This window comes from Paenarthrobacter histidinolovorans (genome assembly GCF_014647595.1).
Classification (GTDB): Bacteria; Actinomycetota; Actinomycetes; order Actinomycetales; family Micrococcaceae; genus Arthrobacter; species Arthrobacter histidinolovorans.
In genome coordinates, this window is the sequence record NZ_BMPM01000007.1 from 16,600 (window position 1) to 38,974 (window position 22,375).

Genomic DNA, 22,375 nt, shown 5'->3' on the forward strand with positions numbered 1-22,375 from the left:
GACCGCGTTACACGGAGCCGGACTGTTGGTCCGCAGCTTCGGAAACAACCCGGGTCAGAGGATTGTCGATCTCGTCCGTCATCATTCGTGCTGCGAAGACGGCCACGAACGCCATGACCGGGCATACAAGGCCGGCCACCAGGAAGATCAGCCAGATGGGAACCACCTCGGCCACGGGACCGGCGAGCGCCATGGACACAGGCATCAGGGCAAGGGAGACGAAAAAGTCCAGGCTCGAAATCCGGCCCAGTAAATGCCGTGGGACCCTTCGCTGCAGGAGCGTGCCCCAGATAACCGTTCCCATGCCCTCGGTGACCCCGAAGATGAGCATGGCACCTCCGAGCAGCCACACACTGTCCATGAAACCAATGGCAGCGACGGGCAGGCTGCCGAGGCCCCACGTCACCACCATCACCGTCAGGTAGCGGCGCGGGAGGGGGAAAGACGCGGTGGCCAGCGCGGCCACGGCGCTCCCGACGCCCATGACGGCCAGCAGGAAGCCGAACATTCTTGAATCGCCACCGAGCTGGTCCCGGACGACAAAGGGCAGCAGGACCTCGATTGGCCCGATCAGGAACAGTACGGACAGGCACGCCCACACAAGCGTCCACAGGAGCCAGGGGGTGCGGACGGTGTAGCTGAACCCTTCGCGGAGGTCCTGGAGGAAGGACCGTCCAGCCGACGCCTCGGAGGATGCCCCGTCTGCATCGGTGCCGACCAGAGCCCGTCGGTTGAGGAAGTTCAGGATGCCGAAGGCCAGGAAATGGCAGGCAGCCACCCCGGCAACGGCGTGGGCCGGTGAGAACGCCGCCACCAGGATGCCCGCAATCGCCGGCCCGGCCGCCTGCTGGAGGATGGGCCGGACGGTGCCTTCCATCCCGTTGGCCGCGAGGAGGTCTTCGGCGGGCAGGATGCGCGGAAGGATCGCCGAGTATGCCGGAAAGAAGAAGGCCTGCCCCACGCCCAGGACGAACGCACCGAGGGCCAGGTGCCAGAGTTGAAGGACATTGAGCATCGCCAGCAAAGTCACCGTGGCGATCACTGCCAGGTTTGCCCCCTCCACGGCGATGATGAGCAGCCGCTGGGGGAAACGGTCGGCGGCGATGCCGCTCGCCAGGACGAATCCCACCAGTCCGATGCTGGCGGCGGTGGCCACCAACGATAACTCCAGCGGCCCGCCGCCCAGATGTATGACCTCGTAGACCATCGCCACTGCCCACATGCCCGAGCCGAAAATGGAAATCGACAGGGCGGAGATCAACACCCGGAATTCCCGGTGTGCAAAGGGGCGCAGCGCTCTCAGGGCGGCCATTTCACCAGCCTAAACCTGTGTCAGGACACTGAGTAAGGCCGTCCCGTGGCTGGCACGGGAAGGCGCGGCGAGGGAAGACGCGGCGAGGGAAGACGCGGCGCGGAAGACGTCAGGTCAAGAAGCGCCCGACGGCGGGGCGTCGTCGTCGATGTCTGGACCCTCCGCCGGGTCCTGGCTGTGCAGGCCGGTGTCGTGCGGAACCCAGCCTTCGGTTTCACCCTCCGCCGGGGCGTCGGTGTGGTGCCGCTCGAGGTGCTCGTTCTTGTCCGGTGCGTTCACGACGGGTACTCCCTGTCCTTGCTGGACTGCTTCCGTGAGTGACCTCAGTCTACGCCGCGGAAGGCTGGAAACGGGGTCCGCTCTGCGCGGAATAGTATCCACAAACGGTACAAAACGGCCCTTGCAACGTTGGAGTGTGGCATAGGCTAAAACCATCAGTTCCCTGAACAATCAGAGCTGCCACGGAGAGGTGAATATGCCCAAGCGACCCAACCCGGCGGTGAAAATCGCCCAGGAGACAGCACACAACGCAGTCTTCGATGCCGAAGGCAACACCAAGCCAGGAGTGCACAACGTGCTCCTGAAGGCAGTGGAGGTCCAGCGTCCCCTGGTCCTGGCGAACCTTCGGAGGCTTCAGCGCAGGCACCCCAACGATTCCCCGGCTCAGCTTGCCGCCAAACTCGAGCGCCACTACCTGTTCGCCATTTCCGGTGGGGGTGCAGCGGTGGGCGCCACCGCCGTCGTGCCCGGAATCGGGACCGCAGCATCGCTGGGACTCTCGGCCCTGGCCACTGTGGGCTTCCTGGAAACCACCGCGCTGTACGCGTCCTCGCTGGCCGAACTCCACGGCATCCGGCTTACTGATCCCGTGCGGGCCCAAACCATGGTCATGGCCATCATGTTGGGCGAAGAAGGCACGTCCATGCTCGGCGCCCTCAGCGGGCAGTCGCTCGGACGCGGCAAAGGCGTCACCAACGCCTGGGGCCGGACTCTGACCAAGAAGATCCCGGGCAGCGGCTTCGGGGTCATCCGCGACACCATCCAGCGCGCCTTCCTCAAGAGCCTGATAAAACGGCAAGGCACCGCGTTCCTGGGCCGCGCACTGCCGTTCGGGGTGGGCGCAGTGGTAGGTGGTGCTGGAAACATGATGATGGGCCGGGCCGTGGTGTCAACAGCCAAGGAAGCATTTGGCCCCTTGCCGGACACTGTTCCCGGTGAGCTCCTTCCCAACGCACCCAAGAATGTTGTTGGGAATTTGACCCCTGAAGAGACCCTGACACTGGAAGGCGGCAACGATGGATCTGAACGCTGATCTGGGGGAGTCGTTCGGCTCCTGGACCATGGGCGACGACGCCTCGATGTTCCGCATCGTGAGCAGCGCCAACGTGGCCTGTGGATTCCATGCCGGAGACCCCCTCACCATGCTGGACAGCTGCCGTGCCGCGTTTGAACTCGATGTTCGCGTGGGAGCGCACGTCGGGTACCGGGACCTGGCAGGGTTTGGCCGGCGTTCCCTGGACATGACCTTCGACGAACTGTTCGGCGATGTGCTGTACCAACTTGGCGCCCTGGACGGGATGGCCCACGCTGTAGGGGCATCGGTGGACTACGTGAAGCCACACGGCGCCCTGTACAACAGAATTGTCCGGGACGCCGAACAAGCCGAGGCCGTGGTTGCGGCCGTCCATGCATATGATCCCGGGCTTCCTGTGCTCGGCTTGCCGGGCTCGGCCTGGATCACCCTGGCCGAGGAAGCCGGACACCCTGTCTTCCGCGAAGCGTTCGTGGACCGGGCGTACTTGCCGGACGGAACGCTGGTTCCCCGCACGCAGGAAGGCGCAGTCCTGCACGACCCCGCCGCGGTAGTGGCTCAGGCAGTGCGACTGGCCACGCGTCAGGAAGTAGTGGCCATTGACGGCACGGTTGTGCCTGTCCAGGCTGATTCGCTGTGCATTCACGGCGATACACCGGGAGCGGTAACAATGGCGACCGCGGTTCGCGAAGGCCTTGAGCGGGCCGGCGTGGGCATCGAGGCGTTCGCCTGATTCCGGTTGGACTGCAGAAGACGTGAAGTGGGAGGCCGCATGGGTGCAGTAGTGGTGGATCCCGGGTTCTCAAGCCTGGTGCTTGACCCGGAACATGTCCTGGATCGTGCATCCATGAACCTTGCCAACGCGTTGCTGGGTAACTCCGACGCCGCTCCCGGTCTTGAGGTGCTGGTGGGCGGGCTTAAACTCCGTTTCGTCACCGGCTCCGCCGTTGCAGTGACTGGTGCCGAGGGCGTCGTTACCCTCAACGGCGAAGAGCTGCCACTGAACAAGCCCGTCCGTGTGGCTCCCGGAGCAGTGCTGTCCTTCGGGCCGGCCAGATTTGGAATCCGGTACTACCTGGCCGTGCAGGGCGGATTCACTGGCCGCGGGGCGCTCCAAGCCGGCGCCGCATTGTCATTCGGCCAGGCACAAGGGCAGGGTTTCCCGCGCATCCATCAGACGGCCCGTCGCGCTTTGGACCCGGAACGGCCGGTGGTCGCCAGGATCAGCCGCGGACCCCGCGTCCCCAATTACGACGCCGGACTGTGGCATCGCCTGACCACGGAACCGTGGATTCTCTCGCCCGAGTCGGACCGTGTCGGTGCGCGGCTGGCGGGCCGGCCGCTCGAGGTTGCCTCGGCTCCAGCACCCCAGGCCCAACCGTTGGCGGCAGGCTCGGTGGTGTTACCGGCGTCGGGCCTTCCGGTTATTGCCCTTGCCGACCGACCCGCCACCGCCAAATCCCCGGTGATTGCCTTTGTTCGGGATGACGATCTGGACCTCATAGGCCAGGCGAGGCCAGGACAGATGGTGCACTTGCTGGGCTGAGCTTCAGTGCCCTTTCACTTCCTGGGCCAGCATGACCAGAATGCCGCTGGGCCCGCGAAGGTACGTCAGTTTGTAGATGTCCTGGTAGTTGGCGACGCCGCGCAGAGGGGTGCATCCGTGCTTGGCCGCGATCTCGAGGGCGGCATCGATGTCGTCAACGGAGAAGGCAACGCGGTGCATGCCGATCTCGTTGGGAAGGGTTGGGTTCGTTTCGATCGCATCGGGATGGAGGTACTCGAAGAGTTCCAGTTGGCCATGCCCGTCGGGGGTTTGGAGTACCGCGATCTTGGCGTGGTTGCCATCCAACCCGACGGCGGTGTCTGCCCACTCACCGCTGACCGTGTCCCGGCCCATCACTGTCAGGCCGAGGTCGGTGAAGAAGGCAATTGTTTCTTCCAGGTCCCGGACCGCAATACCGACATTTTCGAGTTTGATAGGCATGGGTTGACGGTACCAACGCACCCTGGAAACCTCCAGACCTGTCCTGGAACACCCGGCAATCCCGGGCCCCGACCTTAGCCGAAGAGCAGATGGGCCACAGTGAAAATCGCCAGGCCGGCCAGGGCACCCACCACGGTACCGTTGATGCGGATGTACTGAAGGTCTTTGCCCACTTGGAGTTCGATCTTTTGCGAGGTCTCCTCCGCATCCCATCGCGCCACGGTGTCCGAGATGACGCCCGCTATGTCTGACCGGTACGTGTTGACGAGGTAGCCGGCGGCATCACCGATCCACGTGTTGACCTTGCCCGCAAGTTCCTCGTCCTTGACCAGGCGCTTACCGAAGTCGCGCACGGCGCTCTTGAAGCGCTGGCTCAGTTCACTGTCGGGATCGTCGACGGCGTTGAGCAGGGCGGTCTTGACCGTTCCCCACGTGCGGGAGGCCAGTTCGCGGACCTCGGGGTCGCCCAGGATCTGTGCCTTGATGCTCTCCGCCCGCTCGATCATTGCCGGATCATGTTGCAGATCCTGGGCAAGGTCGGTCAGGTACGCATCAATGGACTGCCGGACCTGGTGGTTCGGGTCGGCTTGGACGGCGCGGACGAACTTGGAAAGTTCCACGTGCACGCGGTCTCCCACCAGTCCGTCAACGAACGTCGGCACCCACAGGGGCGAGCGGTCCGACACCAGCCGGTTCACGGTTGAATGGTTGGCATCAACCCAGTCTGCGGCGCGGTCAACCAGCAGATCCACGAGCGTGTGGTGGTGTCCATCAGCGAAGATCCGTTCAGCCATCCGGCCTACGGGCGGCCCCCACGGAGGAGTGAGGAGGTGCTTGCGCACCATTCCTTCGATGACCGCCTGCACGTCGTCGTCGTTGAGGACTGTAAACGCGCCGCGGATCACCGCGCCACCCTCTTTGGCCACGCGTTCGGCCCCGCCGGGGGCGGACAGCCAAAGCCCGGCTTTACGGGCAATATCGATGCTGGCCAGTTTCTCCTGCACAACCTCCTGGGAGAGAAAGTTGCTCTCCACAAACTCACTGAGCGATTCGCCGATCTGGTCTTTCCGCCTTGGGATGATCGCTGTGTGCGGGATTTTCAAGCCCATGGGGTACTTGAACAGCGCTGTCACAGCGAACCAGTCCGCCAGGGCACCCACCATGCCGCCCTCCGCGGCGGCGCGGACATATTCGAGCCACGGATACTGCTTTTGAAAGGCGAAAGCCACAGCAAATATCACTGCCATGGCAATGAGGAGGGCAAGCGCCAAGCGCTTCATGCGCAGCAGCGCGGCAGCCTTCTCCCGTTCACCGGCGGAAAGATCGACGACGGCGGTACGGCCGCGCGTCGTCGTCGTACCTGGCTGCGTGGGCAGCGGGCCGGGGGTGGTGACGTCTTCAGTTGGGATTCGCTCAGAGTTCACCTGCATTAGCCCAGCGTAGTCCCCGTTGGGACGGCCGCGTGGGCTACCGTGTCTGCATGAGCAGCGACGACTTCGCCCCGTTTCGCCCCAAGGTCTACGCGCACCGCGGTGCCAGTGCCGCGTACGCCGAGCACACCCGTTCGGCGTATTTGAAGGCGATCGCCGATGGCGCCGACGGTGTGGAGTGCGACGTTCACCTGACCCGCGACCAACACGTGGTGCTCCTGCATGACGCCAACCTCGACCGCACGTCCACGGGTACGGGTCCTGTATCTGAACACACCCTTGAGCAGCTCCGGTCCTTGGATTTCTCCTCATGGAAAGGGGTGCGTATCCCCGACGCCTATGGGGGAGTGGCAGACCAGTTTCTCACGCTGCCGGAACTGCTGGATATCCTCCGCGGGGCCGGCAGGGACATTGGCCTGGCGATTGAACTCAAGCATCCCAGCCCTTATGGCCTGAAGCTCGAGGAGAGGGTCATCGCACTTCTGGAGGAGGAAGGCTGGTCCGCCGAAGAATCACGGCTGGAGAATATACAGGTCTCCTTCATGAGCTTTGACTCCGACTCCATCCAGCGGCTGCTTCAGTCGGTTCCGGGGCAACATATCTGCCAGTTGGTGGATGACTTTACGGTGCAGGAAATCCGCCAGGAGCTGGGCCTGGGTTTCCTTAGCGGTGCTGCGGTGGCAAACGTCATGAAGGCAGCCCAGGAGGACGCCGAGCGTGTCCTGGACGAGGGGCAGGTGGGCATCGCCGGGCCCGGTATCGACTATGTGCGCGAGCACGCCCGGAATGTCCAGCGCTGGTTGGAAGCCGGGCGCGTCTTCAGGGTGTGGACGGTGGACTCCGAAAAGGACGTTGCCCTGTGCCAAGGGCTCGGCATCCAGGAGATCACCACCAACAAACCCGCCCAGGTCCTCGCCCAGCTGATGGTGTCCAACTAGGGCGGAGCGGCTCCGGCTTTGGGGGCCACCCGGCGTGTGATTGAGTGGTCTCATGCCTTTTCGCTGGTCAGCCCAAGCAACCCGTACAACCTCCGCAGTCGCCCTGAGTGCCCTTCTCCTGACCAGTGCGGTGAAGCACTTCCGTGCGCCCTCCTTCTACAAGCCGGTGGTACCCGATTACTTGTGCCGCAAGGATGAGCCGGGGAGCCGCCCGAATGGTCCGCTGGCAGTTATGTCCCGCGAGGAATGGATCGCCTCCTCCGGCCTGCTGGAGGCAGCGGCCGCCGTCGGACTGCTGATCCCCGCCACGCGAAGGGTTTCTGCCGACGCCACTACTGCCATGTTCACTGCATTCCTCGCAGGGCATATTGATGCCTTGCGGCGCGCCTACGGTCCCGATGGCACGGAAAAAGAGCGTCGCATCCACACCGTCCGCTTGCCCCTGCAGCTTCCCCTGATTCTTTGGTCGTGGAGTCTCCGGAAATGAGTGGCGGTTCCGCTCCCGCGAAGCTGAGGGAGTCACCGGCATTCAAGGTCGCCCTTTCCTTGAGCATTGCGACCGGTTTGTACGGTGTGTCATTCGGGGCTCTCTCGGTCGCATCCGGGTTCGATTTCTGGCAGACCATGGTGCTGAGCCTTCTGCTGTTCAGCGGTGGATCCCAGTTCGCTTTCATCGGTGTGGTGGCGGGTGGAGGCTCAGGTGTTGCCGCCATGACGGCCAGTGCCCTGCTGGGGTTGCGGAACGGCATCTACGGAATGCAGATCAATGCCATGCTGCGTCCTGGTGGCTGGAAGCGCTACGTCTCTGCCCACATCACCATTGATGAATCGACTGCTACGGCTTCAGGCCAGTCCGATCCCGGTGAACAAGCGCGCGGATTCTGGACGGCCGGGATTGGCATATTCGTTTTATGGAATATCTTTACGGCGGTTGGGGCGCTGGCGGGCGACGCCATGGGCGATCCCAAACAGTGGGGCTTGGACGGCGCCGCTGTTGCGGCTTTCCTCGCGCTGCTGTGGCCCCGGCTCAAGGGTCGGCAGCCCTGGGCGATTGCCGCCGCCTGCGCCCTGGCCACCGTCCTGGCGGTGCCGTTTGTGCCGTCGGGCGTGCCCATCCTCGTGGCGGCAGTGGTCGCAGGAGTAATCGGCTGGTTCAGCCACTCGCGCATGGATGAAGGGCTTGAACCCGACGTGGACCCTTATGCGGAGAAGCGCCGGCACGAAAAGGACGGGCACGGAAACGGCGGGCACGGAAACGGCGGGCACGGAAACGGCGGGCACGGAAACGGCGGGCACGGAAACGGCGGGCACGGAAACGGCGGGCACGGAAACGGCGGGCACGGAAACGGCGGGCACGGAAGTGAGCGTCACAGGGAAGGCGGGACACGATGAACCTGTGGCTGTGGATCCTCATCGCCTGTGCACTGGCCTACCTCACCAAACTCGTGGGCTACTTTGTGCCGGCCAAGCTGCTGGACAACCCCCGCATCATGCACGTGGCCGGAACCATGACCATCGGGCTGCTCGCGTCCCTCACGGTGGTGAATGCCGTGGCATCGGGCCAGGGTCTGGTTCTTGATGCCCGGATCGGCGCCTTGGTGGCAGCAGCTGTTGCGCTGTTGCTTCGTGCGCCCTTCCTGGTTGTTGTCATCTCCGGCGCAGCAGCCGCAGCATTACTGCGGCTGCTGGGTTGGGGCTAGCGGTACTCCTGGCCGGTGGGCTATTGGCCGCTGTTGTCCTGGGCAGGCGGTTGCCCGTAGCCCTGGGGTTGCCCGTAACCCTGCGTTTGCCCGTATCCCTGGGACTGGGCATAGCCTTGCGGCTGCTGCCCGTACCCCTGCACTTGCCCGTACCCCTGGGGCTGCCCATAACCCTGCTGGTAACCCGGCTGGTACGCCATGAACTGCCGGCCGGCTGCCGGTCCGAGATATTGGGCGGAGCCGTAAGAAAGCATAGGTACGAAGACCACCGGAAGCAGAACGAGTCCCACCGTGTAGCCGGCGTCTTTTCCGAAGCTCTTCGCGAGATCGTTCAGGGCCACAATGCTGAAGTAGATCCCGGCGAACGGGATGAGGAACAGCAAGTACCAGTGCCAAGGGCGTCCGGCGATCTCCAGCAGTTTGATCCCGTTGTAGACAGGTGTGAAAGCGGCCCAGGCCGGTCGGCCGGACTTGGTGAAGATTCCCATGTAGAGCACACCAATGATCGCGAAGATCACGGCGAAGTAGATCAGCATGAACAGCAGGGCCAGGCCGACCGTGGCAGCGGATCCCGCTCCGCTGGAAGAGTATGAGCTCAGGGGAATATTCATACGGTTGACAATACGGGCCTGGCGTCGACTCCGCGATGGGCAGGACTCACCATCGGGTCAGGGCCCGGTTGCGAGGGCCCGGTTGCGAAGGCCCGGTTGCGAAGGCCTGGTTGCGGTGCCCCGGTTGCCGCAGCCCCCGAAGGGTTTCAGGCGCCTTCGGTGAGCGTCACTCCAGGGATGCCCGACTGTTCCGGCAGGGGACGCGAAGGGCGTTCGGTCCTGATGGCGTCCTCAATCAACGCCACAGGACGCTTCCAGGCTTCGGAACCCGGTTCCATGGTGTCGACGGCCCCGATCAGCATGGCCACCAGCCTGACCATGTCCTCGATGGTGATGTCCTTGCGCAGTGATCCCTGGCCCTGTCCGCGTTCCAGCAGGGTAGCCATGGACCCGATGAGGCCGCCGGTGATGCCCATCAGGAGACCTCGGCGTCCCGCGACTGCATCAAGCAGGTTGGCGTCTTCGCTGGCTACCCGCATCACGGCGTCGATGACGTTGATGAGGCCTTCGGTGGCGTCCATGCCGTCGGCGGCCGCAGCGGCCACTGGGTCCACGTGCTGGCGCAACTGACGCGACAATGCAGCGAGTACCAGTTGTTCTTTGTCGGAGAAGTTGCGGAACAACGTCGCGGGGCCAACTCCAGCGGTGGCGGCAATGGTCTGCAAGGGTACTTCGGGGCCGTATTCACGGAAGCACTGCCGGGCGGCGGTAATGATCTTGTCTACGTTGCGTGCGGCGTCTGCCCTGAGGGGCTTGCGTTCAGAGGGCTGTTCCATGCTTGTCAGGGTAGCAACGGAGGCGTTCAGGCCCGTTGTTACGCGGGAGTACGTTGTTATATGACAAACCAGCACATGAAACACTGGATTCATGTTGCTTGCATTCTCAGTTGCCCCTTCAGGCCAGCCCGCTGCCGCCGACAACGGTGGACCCACCCCTGACGCCTCAGTGCACGACGCCGTTGCAGCCGCCGTCAAGATCGTCCGCGAGTCCGGGCTGCCGAACCAGACGGACTCCATGTTCACCACGATCGAAGGTGAATGGGATGAAGTTTTCGACGTCGTCAAGCGTGCCACTGAGGCGGTTGGACGCTACGGCAGTCGCGTCTCGCTGGTCATCAAGGCAGACATCCGCCCCGGTTACAGCGGCGAGTTGACCGGCAAAGTGGAGCGCCTGGAAGACGCCATCTCCGCTTCGGACTAGGTGCTTTCCCCGGCGGGCCGTCAGTGCAAGACTGGGGGCCATGATTGAACACGTGGCCGAACCCGGCTGGGTAGACGTCGAACGCTACCTGACGGACGTCGTCGTCCATCCCGAACCTGCCCACCAACGTGCGGTGACCTCTGCGCTGGAGGCCGGCATGCCGGCTATAGAGGTGGCGCCCAACGCCGGCAAGTTGCTTCGGATGCTGGTGCAGATGTCCGGAGCCAGGCGGGTGCTGGAGATTGGAACGCTGGCCGGTTTCAGCAGTATGTGGATGGCTCAGGGACTGCCCGACGACGGCAGGATCGTGACGTGCGAATACCTCCGGAAGCACGCCGACGTGGCCCGCGCCAACCTTGACGCCGCCGGTGTTGGCCACAAAGTGGACATCAGGGTGGGTGCTGCCTTGGACACACTTCCGACCCTTGCCGGCCAGGAGGCGTTCGACTTTGTGTTCATTGATGCGGACAAGGAAAACGACGCCAACTACCTCGACTGGGCCGTCCGGCTGGGCCGCCCCGGCACGGTGATCGTGATGGACAACGTGATCTGGGACGGTGCCATCCTGGAGCCCGGGCGGGACGAGACGAATGCGCCCGGAATTGTGAAGGCGCTGGAAATGATGGGGCAGGATCCCCGTCTGGATGCCACTGCCATCCAGACGGTTGGCAGCAAGGGCTGGGACGGATTCGCGATCGCGAGGGTGCGGTAGATGGACTTCACCCTTCGCCCGGCGACGGTGGACGATGCGCGCGCAATGGCCGTGATGCACCTCCAGTCGTGGCGCGAGAGTTACGGACGGCTCCTGCCCGATGAGTTCTTTGCCAGGCAGGAAGCAGGTTTGCCCCAACGCATCGACAAGTACAGGGAGTACATTGCCGCGGGCCATGCAAGGATGCTGGCTTTCGGGCCCGATGGCGACCTGGTGGGGCTTGGAGCGGCTGGTCAGGGCGACGACGAGGACCGCCCGTGTGAGACGGAATTGTTCATGCTTTACACCTTGGAGCGGATCCACGGCAGGGGTGTTGGACAAGCGCTGGTGGATGCCTTGATCGGGGACGGTCCGGCCTATCTGTGGGTCCTGGACGATAACCCGCGGGCCCAGGCTTTCTACCGCCGCAACGGATTCGTCCCCGACGGCAGGCGCCAGTTGTGTGACCCGTCGTGGTATTCGCTGCCCGAACACCGGATGGTGCGTCCCGGCGTCGGGTCCTGAGTCAGTGGTCGCTCTCCTCGGGCTGTTCCATATCCAGAGGCGAGTCCATATCCAGCGGTGAATCGAGCAGGCTGGGCGGTTTGGGCACCCGTGCGAGCAGGAGGCAGACCACCGTCAGCCACGCCACTGCTGCCGTCAATACCTCCGCCCACACCGATGCTCCAAGGTTCATGCAGCGATCATATGGCTCAACGGGACGAATTTGTAAGTATCCTTACTACTAATGTGACTGAACCGGGTAACACGGCACTCCACTAGGCTGGAACCATGGATCAGGCAGGGCGGAAATAGTGGCGAAACGCGGAAAAAGGTCGACGGCGGGAGTCGTCGAGGTGCCTTCCGGCACCCGTCCTGACGGCCCGGTGGAAGGCGTCTACTACATCGATACCGGCGATTGTGAATTGCTGCAGGACCAGGACAACTCCAATGGCTGGTTGCTGAAGATCAACGGCGTCATGAGCTCACACATCGACCTCGCCGATCCTCTGTTCCTGGACTTCGAGTACATGCGGTGGATTGCCGCCCTGGTGGAATCGCGATGGCCCCGCGAACACAAGCCCAAGCTGCGTGCCCTCCATCTGGGCGGTGGAGCGTGTTCCATGGCGCGGTACTTCCACGCGGCGTACCCCGAAGCACGGCAGGTGGTGGTGGAGCTTGACGGCAAGTTGGCCGACTACGTCCGCGGCTGGTTCGATTTACCCAAGGCGCCGTTGCTGCGCATCCGCGTAGGAGAAGCCCGGGAAGTCACCGAGTCCCTCACTCCGGATACCCGGGACCTCATCATCCGCGACGTCTTCGCCGGGGCCTTCACCCCACGCGCGCTGACCACCCGGGAGTTCACCGCACATGCGGATGCTGTGCTGGCTGCTGACGGACTGTATGTGGTCAATTCAGGGGACGCGCCGGACCTGAAGAATGCCCGTGCTGACGCGGCCACCATCGCCGACACCTTCGAGCACACCATGATCATCGCTGATCCCGCCATGCTCAAGGGGCGACGATACGGCAACATGATCATGGCCGGCAGCCATGTTCCTTTCGGTGATGATCCCACGCTGGCCCGCAGGCTGCTGGGCGGCGGCGTGCCGGCCCACATCTGGGATGATGCCAAGGTCCGGGCCTTCGCGGCCGGCACCCCGGTGAGGCACGATCCCCCGGCGGAGTGAAGCTAGCCGCGGCTCAGGGAACTGTTCCAAGCCTCCCACAGGGTGGCATACCGGCCGCCGTTGGCCAACAACTCCTGGTGCGGGCCGGACTCAACAAGCCGCCCGTGCTCCATCACCACCACCGTATCCGCCGAGGCTGCCTGCGACAGCCGGTGCGCGATCACCACGGACGTTCTGCCTGCCAGGGCAGCTTCCGCCGCCTGGTCTAGCATCGCGGCCGAACCAGTCCCCGCCTCTGCCGTCGCTTCGTCCAGGACGGCGATCGGGGGGTCCTTAAGCAGGAGCCGCGCGAGGGCTACTTGTTGAGCCTGCTCAGGCGTGAGCTGGTGGCCGCCGGCACCTACGGGAGTCTCCAGGCCGTCGTCGAGCGTTTCACTCCAGGTAGCCCCCACAGCGTGCAGGACCTGCCGCAATTCCTGGGTGGAAGCGTCGGGCTTGGCGAGCCTGAGGTCTTCTGCGAGGGTGCCGGAAAAGACATGCACTTCCTGGCTCACCATGGCGATGTGCTGATGCAGCTCCGCGGGGTGGGCGCTGGCGGCGTTGAGGCCCCCGACCAAGGCAGTTCCGCCCTGTGGCCGTTCCAGGCCCATGATGACCTTGGCCAGGGTGGTCTTGCCTGCCCCTGACGTTCCCACAATGGCCACCCGTTCGCCGGCCTTGATCATGAGGGAGACGCCGTCGAGGGCAGGACGTTGGCCGGGGTAGGCGAAGAAGACATCGTCCAGGACAATTCCGGTGTCCGTTTCCGGGGTGGTCCCGCTGGGTGCCTGGCTGGTCCTGATGCGGGGAGCAGCCGCGCCTGCCGATTGTGTCAGCCCGAACATCCGGCCCAGGCCCGCGGCCGCTTTCTGGAGCTCGTCGAACTGTCCCAGGACCAGGCCAATCGGATCGAACAAGCGGTAGAAATACAGTGCGGCCGCAGTCGCCGCCCCAATGGTCACGGCGCCCTCGGCATGAAGCCAGAACCCCACCAGCAAAACGGCGGACAGCCCGATGAGCTCGGCCAGGTTCAGGCGGTTGTAGAACCGGGTCAGGTAGCCGACCCCGCGCAGTGAATGGCCGATATTCTCACGGGAGGCCGCCGCAACAAGGTCCGCGTGGCGTTCACCAAGCCCCAGCGCCACGACCGACGACGAACCTTGGACGGTCTCGATGATCTGTTCAGTCCTGCTGGCCTCGGTGATCCGCACCGTACGGTAGATGGGGGCTGTCCGCTTGAGAAACCAGCGCAGTGTAATGACCTGCAACGGTGCCGCAACCAGCACTGCAACGGCGAACCGCCAGTCGATCACCCCCAAGCCCAACAGCGTCACGGCAATGGTGAATGCTGCGCTGGTGAACGCGGGCAACACGCGGGAGATAGCCTCACTGACTGCCTCCACATCGCCTGAAACGCGGGCAACGACGTCGCCGATCCCTGCTTTTTCCAGCTGTGCCAGCGGCTTGCGCACTGCTGCGGCAAACACGTCCTCGCGCAGTCCGGCCAGGGCTTCCTCGCAGATCCGCGCCAGGAGGTTCTGTCCCAGAATGCCCAGAAGGGCGCCCAGGCCGCCGGCCGCCAGCAAGGCAACAGCCAGCCACAGCAGTGGCAGGACGTCTCCGCCCGTGGCTGCGATATTGACCATCATGCCCAGGATTGCCGGTGCCGCCAGCCCGCAGCAGGATGCCGCCAGCAACACCACGATGGTCAGCGTGAGCCTGCCCGGGCGGTGAGCCAGCAAGCGCCACATGGCCTTCCGCGTTTCGCGGGGTGAGGCAATGGGAAGGATTTCCGTGCTCACGAACCCACCACCTGGCGGTAGCCGTCTGAGGTGGCAAGCAGGCCGCGGTGGGTGCCGCTTTCCGGCGTTCCGTCCGCACCCATGAGCACTACGCGGTGGCACGCTGCGAGCAGGGTGGGGCTGGTTGTCACCAGCACCAGCGCCTTGTCCGGGAAGTTCCGCAGACCGTCAGCGATCACAGCTTCTGTCGCGGTGTCGACGGCGGTGGTGGGGTCGTGGAGCACCAGCACCGGTTGCTGCTGGTGCAGCGAGCGGCCCAGGACCAGCCGTTGCCGCTGGCCACCTGAGAGGCTCTGGCCGTGGCCGGTCAGGACGGTTTCAGTGCCTTCGGACAGTCGGGACACGAAGTCCCCGACGGCGGCAGCGGCCATGGCGCGTTCCTCCAGTTGCGGGGCGGTTGCTGCGACGTTTTCGCGGACGCTGCCCCGGAACAGTACGCCGTCGTGGTTGTCGGCGAAGACCATGGATCGGACGTGGCCGGGGTCCAGCCCTGCGGCATCCTGGCCATCAATGGAGATGAGGCCTGGCGCGGTGGGTACGCGGACGCCAAGGGTGTCCACCAAAAGCCTCGCCTGCGTGCTGTCGGGGAGGACGATGCCCACGATCTCCCCGGCGGATGCCGTGAAGGCGGGGAGGGTACTGTCAGCTGCGCCCCTGTGGATCTCGAGCAGCGGGGTGCTGGCCGCCGCGGACCTTGCCACCGCCGTCGTGCGCTCTTTCGTCCCAAGTGAGGCGGACTGTCCGGTGGCCGGCACTGCGGCCGGTTCCTCCAGCACAGCTGCGATCCGGGCCGCTGAGGCGCGCTTTTGAGCCAGTTCCACGCTGAGGAAACCGAGCGAGGTCATGGGTCCTTGGACGAATTGGGCGACGCCAACAACGGCCACGAGCTGGCCAACGCTGATACTGCCTTGGACCGCGAACCAGGCCGCGAAGAAGGCGATTCCGGCCAGGAACGCAGCGGAGAGGGCGGTGCTTGCTCCCGTATACGCGGACTTGGCGCGGATGGCTTTCAGGGCCGACGCCAGCGAGTTCCGGCTCGCGGAGCGGTAGCGGGTGATGGCTGCGTCTTCGGCGCCGAGACCCTTCAGGGGGCGGGACCCGGTGATGAAATCCGTTGCCAAGGCTCCGGCCCGCGCGGCCGTGGACTGTTCGACGTCGCTGCGGTTTTCCAGGGGTTTGGTGAGATGGTGCATGACCAGCAGCATCACAGGGGTCGCCAGGAGGACGGCCAGCCCCAAGGGCACGGAGATCAGCAGCAACGTGATGGCAGAAGTGGCCACTCCGGCCACGGCAGCCAGGCCACCACTGATCAGCCATGAGAGTCCGGCAACCCTGTCGGCGTCGGAGGATGCAATGGCGACGATTTCTCCGGGTGCGCGCCGGGCGGCCATTCCACGTGGGTGAAGGGTTCGTCCCACCACCAACTGGCGGAGGTCGTGCGAGCCGTAATTGAAGGAACGTTCGGTGGCCAGGGTTCCCAGCCGCCACGAGAGTGCCAGCACAACGAACACCACTGCCAGGGCGCCGAGCCACGCAAGGAGGGCGCCGGCGTCGTTGGGTTGGATGGCGTTGTCCACCGCCGCGCCGATGGTGGCCGGTACCAGAGCCTCGCTGATTTGGTGCAGCGCGAGTCCGGCGCAGCCACCCAGCAGCAGCTTCCAGCGGCCATTCGCGAACAAGGCGAACGTGAAGATCCGGGATACCTTCCACGGTGCTTGCTTGTTGCGCCCGGTTGGGCAGGGCTGAAGAGCGGAACTGGAAGGCATGCTTACCATAGTAAGGCTCACCTAACTTCGAGAAGGCCAGATGACCCGCCAAGCTATATCGCAATCCGGACACGGTGTGCCGCAGTCGGCGCCGCAGCAGGAGATGCCTGCCGGGGACGCCTTCGTGCCGGAGGTCCGGGGTGTCCATACGGGCTACTTCGAGTGCGCGACGCCGGCCACGTGGACTGAACACGTCCACGACACGCATGAGCTGCTCTGGGGTGCCCGTGGTGTGCTCACGGTGGAAGCCGACGGCGGGTTCTTCGCTGTCCCGGCCACGTTGGGCCTGTGGATCCCTGCGGGTGTGGTCCATGCAGTGAAGTCCACGCAGGGAACAGGGTTCTACTGCTCGCACATCAACGCCCGGGTGGCGCCGCACCTGGAGAGCCGCACCGTAGCTGTCACGGTGCCCGCAGCCGCGCAGGAGTTGCTCCGGCACATGAGCACCTTTGACATGGATGATTCCATCCGCAGACGCTCTGAACACGTAGTGGTGGGACTGCTCGACGTCGTGGATTCCCGGCCGATGCTGTTGCCCATGCCCACGGACCCGCGGCTGGAATTGATGGCCAGGGCCCTCCTTGATGATCCGGCACTGGACCGTTCGTTGGAGGAGTGGAGTGCTGTGGTTGCCGTCAGTGTGCGCAATTTGTCCAGGTTGTTCCACAAGGAGACCGGGATGACGTTCGCCCAGTGGCGGATCCATGCCCGGGTGCGGGTTGCGCTGGGTTTGCTCGCGGCGGGGTACCCGGTCTCCACGGTCAGCAGGCGGGTGGGTTACAACAATCCGAGCGCCTTCGTTCAGGTGTTCCGGAAGGTGATGGGGCACACTCCCGGCTGGTACGTTGCCTCGCTTAAGGCCGGAAACCACCACTCTTTGGCCGGTTCCGACTAAATTCCACCGGTTTTCTTCCTCAGTGCCTTGTTAGGGTAGGTATACCTAACTTCGGCTGCCCACCAGAGACTCTTCCCAGGGTCGGGGCCGCCAATGGGAGCTCTCCGTCTCCCCTGAGAACCAAAGAGGACCGCCGTGATTTCACGCCCGAAAACCATGTCAGCCGCCATCGCGGCAATGGCATCCGCCGCTCTGCTCCTGACTGGTTGCGCAACCAGCGATGCGAGCGCCAATACAAAATCGGAGACCCGCACTGTCACCAGTGAGGTCAAGGAAGTGAACATTCCAGCCGAGCCCAGGAAAGCGCTGGGCATGTACACCACGGACCTGGACATGCTCATCACCCTCGACATTCCCCTCGCGAGCCAGCAGCCCATTCGTGACAGCGGCTACTCGGGCTTTCCGTCATTCTTTGACCAGGAAGCCCTGAAGGGGATCACTCCCTTCACCAACTACCCGGAGTTCAACTTTGAGGCCATCCTGAAAGCCCAGCCCGACGTGATCCTGAACGGCCTGGGTTACGACAAGGAGCTCGACGGCAAGCTCTCCGACATCGCTCCCACCTATACCTTCAACGGTTTCGATGGCAGCGATTGGCGCACCAAGTTCAAAGCTGTGGCCGAGGCCTTCGACAAGACCGGGCAGTACCAGGCATGGATGGATAAGTACCAGGCCAAGGTTGACGACGTAAAGAAGCGCCTGGCCGAGGCAGGCCAGGACAAGCTGGTGGTAGGTCCCGTGGACTACTACCAGGATCAGGTTTCGGTCAGCTGCTACGGAACGCCTTGCCTGGTGATCAAGGACCTCGGCCTGCAGGTCTCACCCTTGGCTGATGGCGAGGGAACCAAACTCAGCGCCGAACAGCTGGAGCAGCTCAAGGGAATCGACGTCGCCATCACCACCGAGGTTCCCGAGAAGGACGGCGCCAACCCGGATGCCTTCGCTCCGCTGGCCAACAACAAGCTGTGGACCTCACTGCCTTTCGTGGCCAACAAGCAGATCCACACGTACGACCTCGAAATGATCTACGGCTCGCCCAGTGGCCAGTACGCCCTCCTGGAGAAGTTCGAAAAGGCGCTCCTGTCATGATGAGCATTTACCGGGCCGAGGTCATTTCCACTCGCCTTGTGACACCGGGAATGGTCCGGATAACGTTCGGTGGACCCTGCCTGGCCGGCTTTGACACCACTGGAATCGGCGACGAATACCTGCGCGTGTTCCTTCCCGATCCTGGTGCCCGCGAGGCCCGGCTGCCCATCTCCACCGGGGACTCCTGGGACTGGGTCGATGGTGTGGAACCGTCCGCCATGCGGACGTACACGGTCCGGTCCGTGGATAATGCCGCAGGCACCGTGGACATCGACTTCGTGGTTCACGACGGCGGATTGGCGGCTTCCTGGGCGCAGCGCGCCCAGGTGGGTGACGTCGTCGGGCTTAACTCGCCCACTGGACTGTACGAACCGCCGGCCGAACTGCAATGGCAGATCCTGCTGGCCGACGCCACTGGACTTCCGGCGGTTGCGCGACTCGTGGAGCAGACGCCGCCGGGTGTCCGCACCCGGGTCCTGATCGAAGTCGAAGATTCCACACACCAGCAGGAGCTGCATCTTGGCGCCGGAACCGAAGTGGCCTGGATCTACGGCGGGAACGGCCACAGCCAGTCCCGGCTTGGCGAGGTCCTGCGGTCGATGGAACTGCCCGGAGGGGTCGGCTACATCTGGGTGGCAGGCGAAACCAAGGTGCTGCGCGGGATCCGCAAGTACCTTCGGCAGGAAAAGAAGCTCACTCCCGGGTCCTACAAGCTGATCGGCTACTGGACCGACAAGAGCGAAGCCTGGGACGAGCGTTGGGAAAACCTCGACGCCGAAACCCGCCGCTGGTTCGACGAACTTTGGTCCGACGGGAAGCGCGATCGCGAGGAAATCGTGGACCTGCAGGACGCAAAATTCGAATTGCTGGGCCTCTGAATGGCGTCCGGGACCATGGCGCCGCGTTCTGTCGTAACCGAAGTGCAGGACGCGGCGCCGGTTTCCAGCCCTGATGCACGCCCGGCGGGCCTGATGGCCGTGAACCGGTACCGGCTGCTGGGATTGCTCGCCGCAATAGCTGCGTTGGCACTGGTCCTCTGGCTGAGCCTGGTGGTGGGCTCCAAAGACGTGGACCTTGGCAGCCTCTGGCCCGCCATCACCGCTTACGACGGCTCGCCGGAACACGTGATCATCCACGACCTCCGCCTGCCCAGGACCGTCACGGGTGTGGTCGTCGGCGTAGCGCTCGGCCTGTCCGGGGCGCTGATCCAGGCCTTGACGCGCAACCCGTTGGCGGACCCCGGCATCCTGGGCGTCAATGCTGGTGCAGGCTTCTTCGTGGTCCTGGGCGTTGCGCTCTTCGGTGTCACGAGCATCCAGGAATACATCTGGTTCTCGTTCGCCGGCGCCGTAGTGGCTACCGTGGCGGTGTACTTCATCGGGTCCCGGGGAAGGGGTGGGGCGACGCCGCTCCGTCTCACCCTTGCCGGAGTTGCCTTGGGCGCTGTCCTCGGCGGGGTCTCGTCCGGCATCACCCTGCTTCGCCCGGCCGTCTTCGACAGTATGCGCAGTTGGAGCGCCGGCACCTTGAGCAACCGTACGTGGGACATTGTCACCACCGTGGCGCCGTTCATTCTCGTGGGCACGCTCATTGCCCTGGCCATGGCCCGGCCCCTGAATGCCGTGGCGATGGGCGACGACACGGCCCGGTCGCTCGGTGCCAACATCGTGCGCACCCGGATCTGGACCATCATCGCGGTGACCCTGCTCTGCGGCGCTGCCACCGCAGCGTCCGGGCCCATCGGTTTCGTGGGCCTCATGATTCCGCACGTTTCCCGCTGGATCGTTGGGCCAGACCAGCGGTGGATCCTTGGCTACACGCTGGTGCTCTCGCCCGTGCTGCTCCTGGTGTCCGACATCGTGGGGCGCCTTGTTCTCCGCCCCGGTGAAATGCAGGTCGGCATCATCACCGCGTTCGTTGGCGCGCCCGTCCTTATCTGGCTCATCCGACGCCGGAAAGTGAGCACGCTATGACAACGGTTGACACGGTGGATTCCCTTGATCGTGCGAAGAATATCGACTTCGGCCGGCGAACCCTCTCCATCCGGCGCTTTGGCGGACGGGTCTCCTTCCGCCTCGACGTCCGGACCCTTGTTGTCACCGCCGTCCTGTTTGCCGCCGCCCTGGCGCTCGCCGTCGTCGCCCTTGGCCTGGGTGAGTTCAGCATTGCGGTACCGGACGTTGTTTCTGCGCTGCTTGGAAAGTCCAGCGGCGCCGTGCACATGGTGGTGGTGGAGTGGAGATTGCCCCGCGTCCTCCTGGCCCTGTTATTGGGGGCGGCCATGGGGGTCAGCGGGGCGATCTTCCAGTCGCTGACCCGGAACGCGCTGGGAAGTCCCGACGTGATCGGCTTCAACACCGGCGCCTATACCGGCGCGCTGGTGGTCATCCTGCTGATGGGCGGCGGCTACTTTGCGGTGTCGGCCGGTGCTTTGGTGGGCGGATTGGTGACTGCAGCGCTGGTGTACCTGTTCGCCTACAAGAAAGGCATCCAGGGTTTCCGGCTCATCATCGCCGGCATCGCCGTGAGCGCCATGCTGGCGTCGGTGAATACCTGGCTCATTCTCAAAGCTTCGCTGGAGCAGGCCATGTCTGCAGCCGTGTGGGGTGCCGGGTCCCTGAACAAGGTCACCTGGGAGCAGGTCCCGCCCGTGGTGGGCGTCTTTGCCGTGTTGTTGGCGGTGCTTGTCTTTTACGGCAGGCGGTTGGGGCTTTTGGAGATGGGCGACGACGCCGCCCGCGCCTTGGGCGTTCGGCTGGAGGGTTCGCGGCTGGTCCTCGCAGTGGTGGGCGTGGCGTTGACCGCGATGGTCACCGCCGCTGCCGGGCCGATCGCCTTTGTTTCTTTGGCTGCCCCGCAATTGGCGCGCCGCCTCACCCGGTCCGCGTCCGTGGGCATGGTTCCTTCAGCCGCCATGGGTGCGTTTCTTTTGGTGGCCAGCGACATCGTGGCGCAGAACCTTTTCGCGCCCATCCAACTGCCCGTGGGCGTGGTGACCGTCAGCATCGGCGGCTGCTACCTCGTATGGCTCCTGGCCCGTGAAGTGAAGCGGCAATGAGCGAAGAATTAAAGGAGATTGCTGTGACTGATGTGTTGGTTGAACCGGGTTCTGCGGCCCTTTCGAGGCCGGATTCCGCCCGGCCCTCCGGCGCGCGGCTCAGCGCCGAGAACGTGAGCCTTGGCTACGCCGGGCGCACGGTGTCCGAGGGGCTTGACGTGCGTATTCCGGACGGCGGGTTCACGGTGATCGTGGGCCCCAACGCCTGCGGCAAATCGACGTTGTTGCGGGCGCTGTCGAGGCTGCTGGAGCCTACGTCCGGGTCGGTGCTTTTGGATGGCAAGAGTATCTCGTCGTACGGCGCCAAGGAAGTGGCCCGCCGCTTGGGGTTGCTGCCGCAAACCTCCATTGCGCCCGACGGAATCACGGTGGCCGACCTCGTAGCCCGTGGGCGCTATCCCCACCAGAAGTTGCTGCGTCAGTGGTCTGAATCCGATGAAGCCGCAGTAGTTGCTGCGTTGGAGGCCACCAACGTAACGTCGCTGTCCGGGCGTTTGGTGGATGAACTCTCCGGCGGGCAGCGGCAACGTGTGTGGGTGGCCATGGTCCTCGCCCAGCAGACCCCGTTGCTCCTGTTGGACGAGCCCACCACGTTCCTGGATATTGCGCACCAAATTGAGTTGCTGGAACTCTTCCGGCGCCTCAACGGTGAAGGAAACACCCTGGTGGCCGTGCTCCACGATCTCAACCACGCATGCCGCTACGCCACGCACCTGATTGCGATGAAGGACGGGGCAGTGGTCGCCGAGGGCCGGCCCGCAGATGTGGTCACCGCCGAGCTGGTGGAGGACGTGTTCGGCCTGCCGTGCATCGTGATCGACGACCCCGTGAGCCACACGCCGCTGGTGATCCCCCTGGGGTCCTGAGCTCCCCGCGAGGTGGCAGTTAATGACAATGCTGCCACTGATCATTGC

Annotated in this window: 26 protein-coding genes; 17 read left to right on the top strand and 9 right to left on the bottom strand. The window is 64.3% G+C overall.

Annotation, left to right across the window (positions count from 1 at the left end; translation table 11 throughout):
• Window positions 1–7: 7 nt before the first annotated feature.
• Window positions 8–1,312 carry an MFS transporter gene (locus tag IEY62_RS15800; RefSeq protein ID WP_189019562.1) on the bottom strand — a complete coding sequence of 435 codons (1,305 nt, stop codon included), beginning with the start codon at window positions 1,310–1,312 and terminating at the stop codon, window positions 8–10.
• A 114-nt stretch (window positions 1,313–1,426) separates the two neighbouring features.
• Window positions 1,427–1,591 (bottom strand): hypothetical protein, encoded by a 165-nt coding sequence (locus tag IEY62_RS15805; protein ID WP_189019564.1) that lies wholly within the window; start codon window positions 1,589–1,591, stop codon window positions 1,427–1,429.
• 196 nt (window positions 1,592–1,787) lie between these two features.
• Here IEY62_RS15805 and IEY62_RS15810 point away from each other — a divergent pair, with 196 nt between their 5' ends.
• Genes IEY62_RS15810 through IEY62_RS15820 form a run of 3 tightly spaced genes read left to right on the top strand, consistent with a single transcriptional unit; the run spans window position 1,788 to window position 4,170 of the window.
• On the top strand, window positions 1,788–2,624 hold the full coding sequence (locus IEY62_RS15810) for a hypothetical protein (RefSeq protein ID WP_189019566.1): 837 nt from the start codon (window positions 1,788–1,790) through the stop codon (window positions 2,622–2,624).
• On the top strand, window positions 2,608–3,357 hold the full coding sequence (locus IEY62_RS15815; protein WP_189019568.1) for a LamB/YcsF family protein: 750 nt from the start codon (window positions 2,608–2,610) through the stop codon (window positions 3,355–3,357). The genes IEY62_RS15810 and IEY62_RS15815 overlap by 17 nt, the downstream gene beginning before the upstream one ends.
• A gap of 39 nt (window positions 3,358–3,396) precedes the next feature.
• Entirely contained in the window at window positions 3,397–4,170 is a 774-nt protein-coding gene (locus IEY62_RS15820; protein WP_189019570.1) for a 5-oxoprolinase subunit C family protein, read from the top strand.
• Window positions 4,171–4,173: 3 nt separating this feature from the next.
• On the opposite strand, the gene IEY62_RS15825 is transcribed toward IEY62_RS15820, so the two are convergent.
• Both IEY62_RS15825 and IEY62_RS15830 read right to left on the bottom strand, forming a co-directional pair.
• Window positions 4,174–4,611, bottom strand: coding sequence for a VOC family protein (locus IEY62_RS15825; protein ID WP_189019572.1), 438 nt, complete (start codon window positions 4,609–4,611; stop codon window positions 4,174–4,176).
• A gap of 74 nt (window positions 4,612–4,685) precedes the next feature.
• Window positions 4,686–6,041 carry a DUF445 domain-containing protein gene (locus IEY62_RS15830; protein WP_189019574.1) on the bottom strand — a complete coding sequence of 452 codons (1,356 nt, stop codon included), beginning with the start codon at window positions 6,039–6,041 and terminating at the stop codon, window positions 4,686–4,688.
• A gap of 50 nt (window positions 6,042–6,091) precedes the next feature.
• Between IEY62_RS15830 and IEY62_RS15835 the strand changes: the two genes are divergently transcribed.
• The 4 genes from IEY62_RS15835 to IEY62_RS15850 are packed head-to-tail and all read left to right on the top strand — an operon-like array spanning window position 6,092 to window position 8,679.
• On the top strand, window positions 6,092–6,979 hold the full coding sequence (locus IEY62_RS15835) for a glycerophosphodiester phosphodiesterase (protein ID WP_189019576.1): 888 nt from the start codon (window positions 6,092–6,094) through the stop codon (window positions 6,977–6,979).
• A 52-nt stretch (window positions 6,980–7,031) separates the two neighbouring features.
• Window positions 7,032–7,466, top strand: a complete 435-nt coding sequence (locus IEY62_RS15840) for a DoxX family protein (protein WP_189019578.1) — start codon at window positions 7,032–7,034, stop codon at window positions 7,464–7,466.
• Window positions 7,463–8,371, top strand: coding sequence for an AzlC family ABC transporter permease (locus tag IEY62_RS15845; protein ID WP_229785372.1), 909 nt, complete (start codon window positions 7,463–7,465; stop codon window positions 8,369–8,371). The genes IEY62_RS15840 and IEY62_RS15845 overlap by 4 nt, the downstream gene beginning before the upstream one ends.
• Window positions 8,368–8,679 (top strand): AzlD domain-containing protein, encoded by a 312-nt coding sequence (locus IEY62_RS15850; RefSeq protein WP_018778883.1) that lies wholly within the window; start codon window positions 8,368–8,370, stop codon window positions 8,677–8,679. Before IEY62_RS15845 ends, IEY62_RS15850 begins: the two co-directional genes overlap by 4 nt.
• Window positions 8,680–8,699: 20 nt before the next feature.
• On the opposite strand, the gene IEY62_RS15855 is transcribed toward IEY62_RS15850, so the two are convergent.
• Together IEY62_RS15855 and IEY62_RS15860 are read right to left on the bottom strand one after the other, a co-directional pair.
• Complete coding sequence (locus IEY62_RS15855; RefSeq protein ID WP_189019580.1) at window positions 8,700–9,290, bottom strand: DUF5684 domain-containing protein; 591 nt, start codon at window positions 9,288–9,290, stop codon at window positions 8,700–8,702.
• 146 nt (window positions 9,291–9,436) lie between these two features.
• The gene (locus tag IEY62_RS15860) at window positions 9,437–10,066 is read right to left on the bottom strand and encodes a TetR/AcrR family transcriptional regulator (protein ID WP_189019582.1); all 630 of its coding nucleotides are present in this window, start codon (window positions 10,064–10,066) and stop codon (window positions 9,437–9,439) included.
• A gap of 91 nt (window positions 10,067–10,157) precedes the next feature.
• Here IEY62_RS15860 and IEY62_RS15865 point away from each other — a divergent pair, with 91 nt between their 5' ends.
• The 3 genes from IEY62_RS15865 to IEY62_RS15875 are packed head-to-tail and all read left to right on the top strand — an operon-like array spanning window position 10,158 to window position 11,706.
• Window positions 10,158–10,490: a thiamine-binding protein gene (locus IEY62_RS15865; protein ID WP_189019584.1), complete on the top strand. Its 333-nt coding sequence runs from the start codon at window positions 10,158–10,160 to the stop codon at window positions 10,488–10,490.
• 40 nt (window positions 10,491–10,530) lie between these two features.
• Window positions 10,531–11,202, top strand: coding sequence for an O-methyltransferase (locus tag IEY62_RS15870; RefSeq protein ID WP_189019586.1), 672 nt, complete (start codon window positions 10,531–10,533; stop codon window positions 11,200–11,202).
• Complete coding sequence (locus IEY62_RS15875; RefSeq protein ID WP_189019588.1) at window positions 11,203–11,706, top strand: GNAT family N-acetyltransferase; 504 nt, start codon at window positions 11,203–11,205, stop codon at window positions 11,704–11,706.
• Between the two features lies 1 nt (window position 11,707).
• On the opposite strand, the gene IEY62_RS15880 is transcribed toward IEY62_RS15875, so the two are convergent.
• Window positions 11,708–11,878 (bottom strand): hypothetical protein, encoded by a 171-nt coding sequence (locus IEY62_RS15880; RefSeq protein ID WP_189019589.1) that lies wholly within the window; start codon window positions 11,876–11,878, stop codon window positions 11,708–11,710.
• 118 nt (window positions 11,879–11,996) lie between these two features.
• On the opposite strand from IEY62_RS15880, the gene IEY62_RS15885 reads away from it, so the two are divergent.
• Window positions 11,997–12,872 (top strand): spermidine synthase, encoded by an 876-nt coding sequence (locus IEY62_RS15885; protein WP_189019591.1) that lies wholly within the window; start codon window positions 11,997–11,999, stop codon window positions 12,870–12,872.
• A 2-nt stretch (window positions 12,873–12,874) separates the two neighbouring features.
• Here IEY62_RS15885 and IEY62_RS15890 read toward each other — a convergent pair whose 3' ends face one another.
• The gene (locus IEY62_RS15890; RefSeq protein WP_189019593.1) at window positions 12,875–14,653 is read right to left on the bottom strand and encodes an ABC transporter ATP-binding protein; all 1,779 of its coding nucleotides are present in this window, start codon (window positions 14,651–14,653) and stop codon (window positions 12,875–12,877) included.
• On the bottom strand, window positions 14,650–16,419 hold the full coding sequence (locus tag IEY62_RS15895; RefSeq protein ID WP_229785373.1) for an ABC transporter transmembrane domain-containing protein: 1,770 nt from the start codon (window positions 16,417–16,419) through the stop codon (window positions 14,650–14,652). The genes IEY62_RS15890 and IEY62_RS15895 overlap by 4 nt, the downstream gene beginning before the upstream one ends.
• Before the next feature lie 40 nt (window positions 16,420–16,459).
• On the opposite strand from IEY62_RS15895, the gene IEY62_RS15900 reads away from it, so the two are divergent.
• The 6 genes from IEY62_RS15900 to IEY62_RS15925 all read left to right on the top strand — a co-directional run bounded on the left by IEY62_RS15900 (window position 16,460) and on the right by IEY62_RS15925 (window position 22,327).
• Window positions 16,460–17,314, top strand: coding sequence for a helix-turn-helix domain-containing protein (locus IEY62_RS15900; RefSeq protein ID WP_229785374.1), 855 nt, complete (start codon window positions 16,460–16,462; stop codon window positions 17,312–17,314).
• 135 nt (window positions 17,315–17,449) lie between these two features.
• Window positions 17,450–18,403, top strand: coding sequence for an ABC transporter substrate-binding protein (locus tag IEY62_RS15905; RefSeq protein ID WP_229785375.1), 954 nt, complete (start codon window positions 17,450–17,452; stop codon window positions 18,401–18,403).
• On the top strand, window positions 18,400–19,281 hold the full coding sequence (locus tag IEY62_RS15910; protein WP_189019597.1) for a siderophore-interacting protein: 882 nt from the start codon (window positions 18,400–18,402) through the stop codon (window positions 19,279–19,281). The genes IEY62_RS15905 and IEY62_RS15910 overlap by 4 nt, the downstream gene beginning before the upstream one ends.
• Window positions 19,282–20,376 carry an iron chelate uptake ABC transporter family permease subunit gene (locus IEY62_RS15915; RefSeq protein WP_189019599.1) on the top strand — a complete coding sequence of 365 codons (1,095 nt, stop codon included), beginning with the start codon at window positions 19,282–19,284 and terminating at the stop codon, window positions 20,374–20,376.
• The gene (locus IEY62_RS15920) at window positions 20,373–21,461 is read left to right on the top strand and encodes a FecCD family ABC transporter permease (protein WP_189019601.1); all 1,089 of its coding nucleotides are present in this window, start codon (window positions 20,373–20,375) and stop codon (window positions 21,459–21,461) included. The genes IEY62_RS15915 and IEY62_RS15920 overlap by 4 nt, the downstream gene beginning before the upstream one ends.
• Window positions 21,458–22,327 (top strand): ABC transporter ATP-binding protein, encoded by an 870-nt coding sequence (locus IEY62_RS15925; RefSeq protein ID WP_189019604.1) that lies wholly within the window; start codon window positions 21,458–21,460, stop codon window positions 22,325–22,327. The genes IEY62_RS15920 and IEY62_RS15925 overlap by 4 nt, the downstream gene beginning before the upstream one ends.
• The last annotated feature ends 48 nt before the right edge of the window (window positions 22,328–22,375 follow it).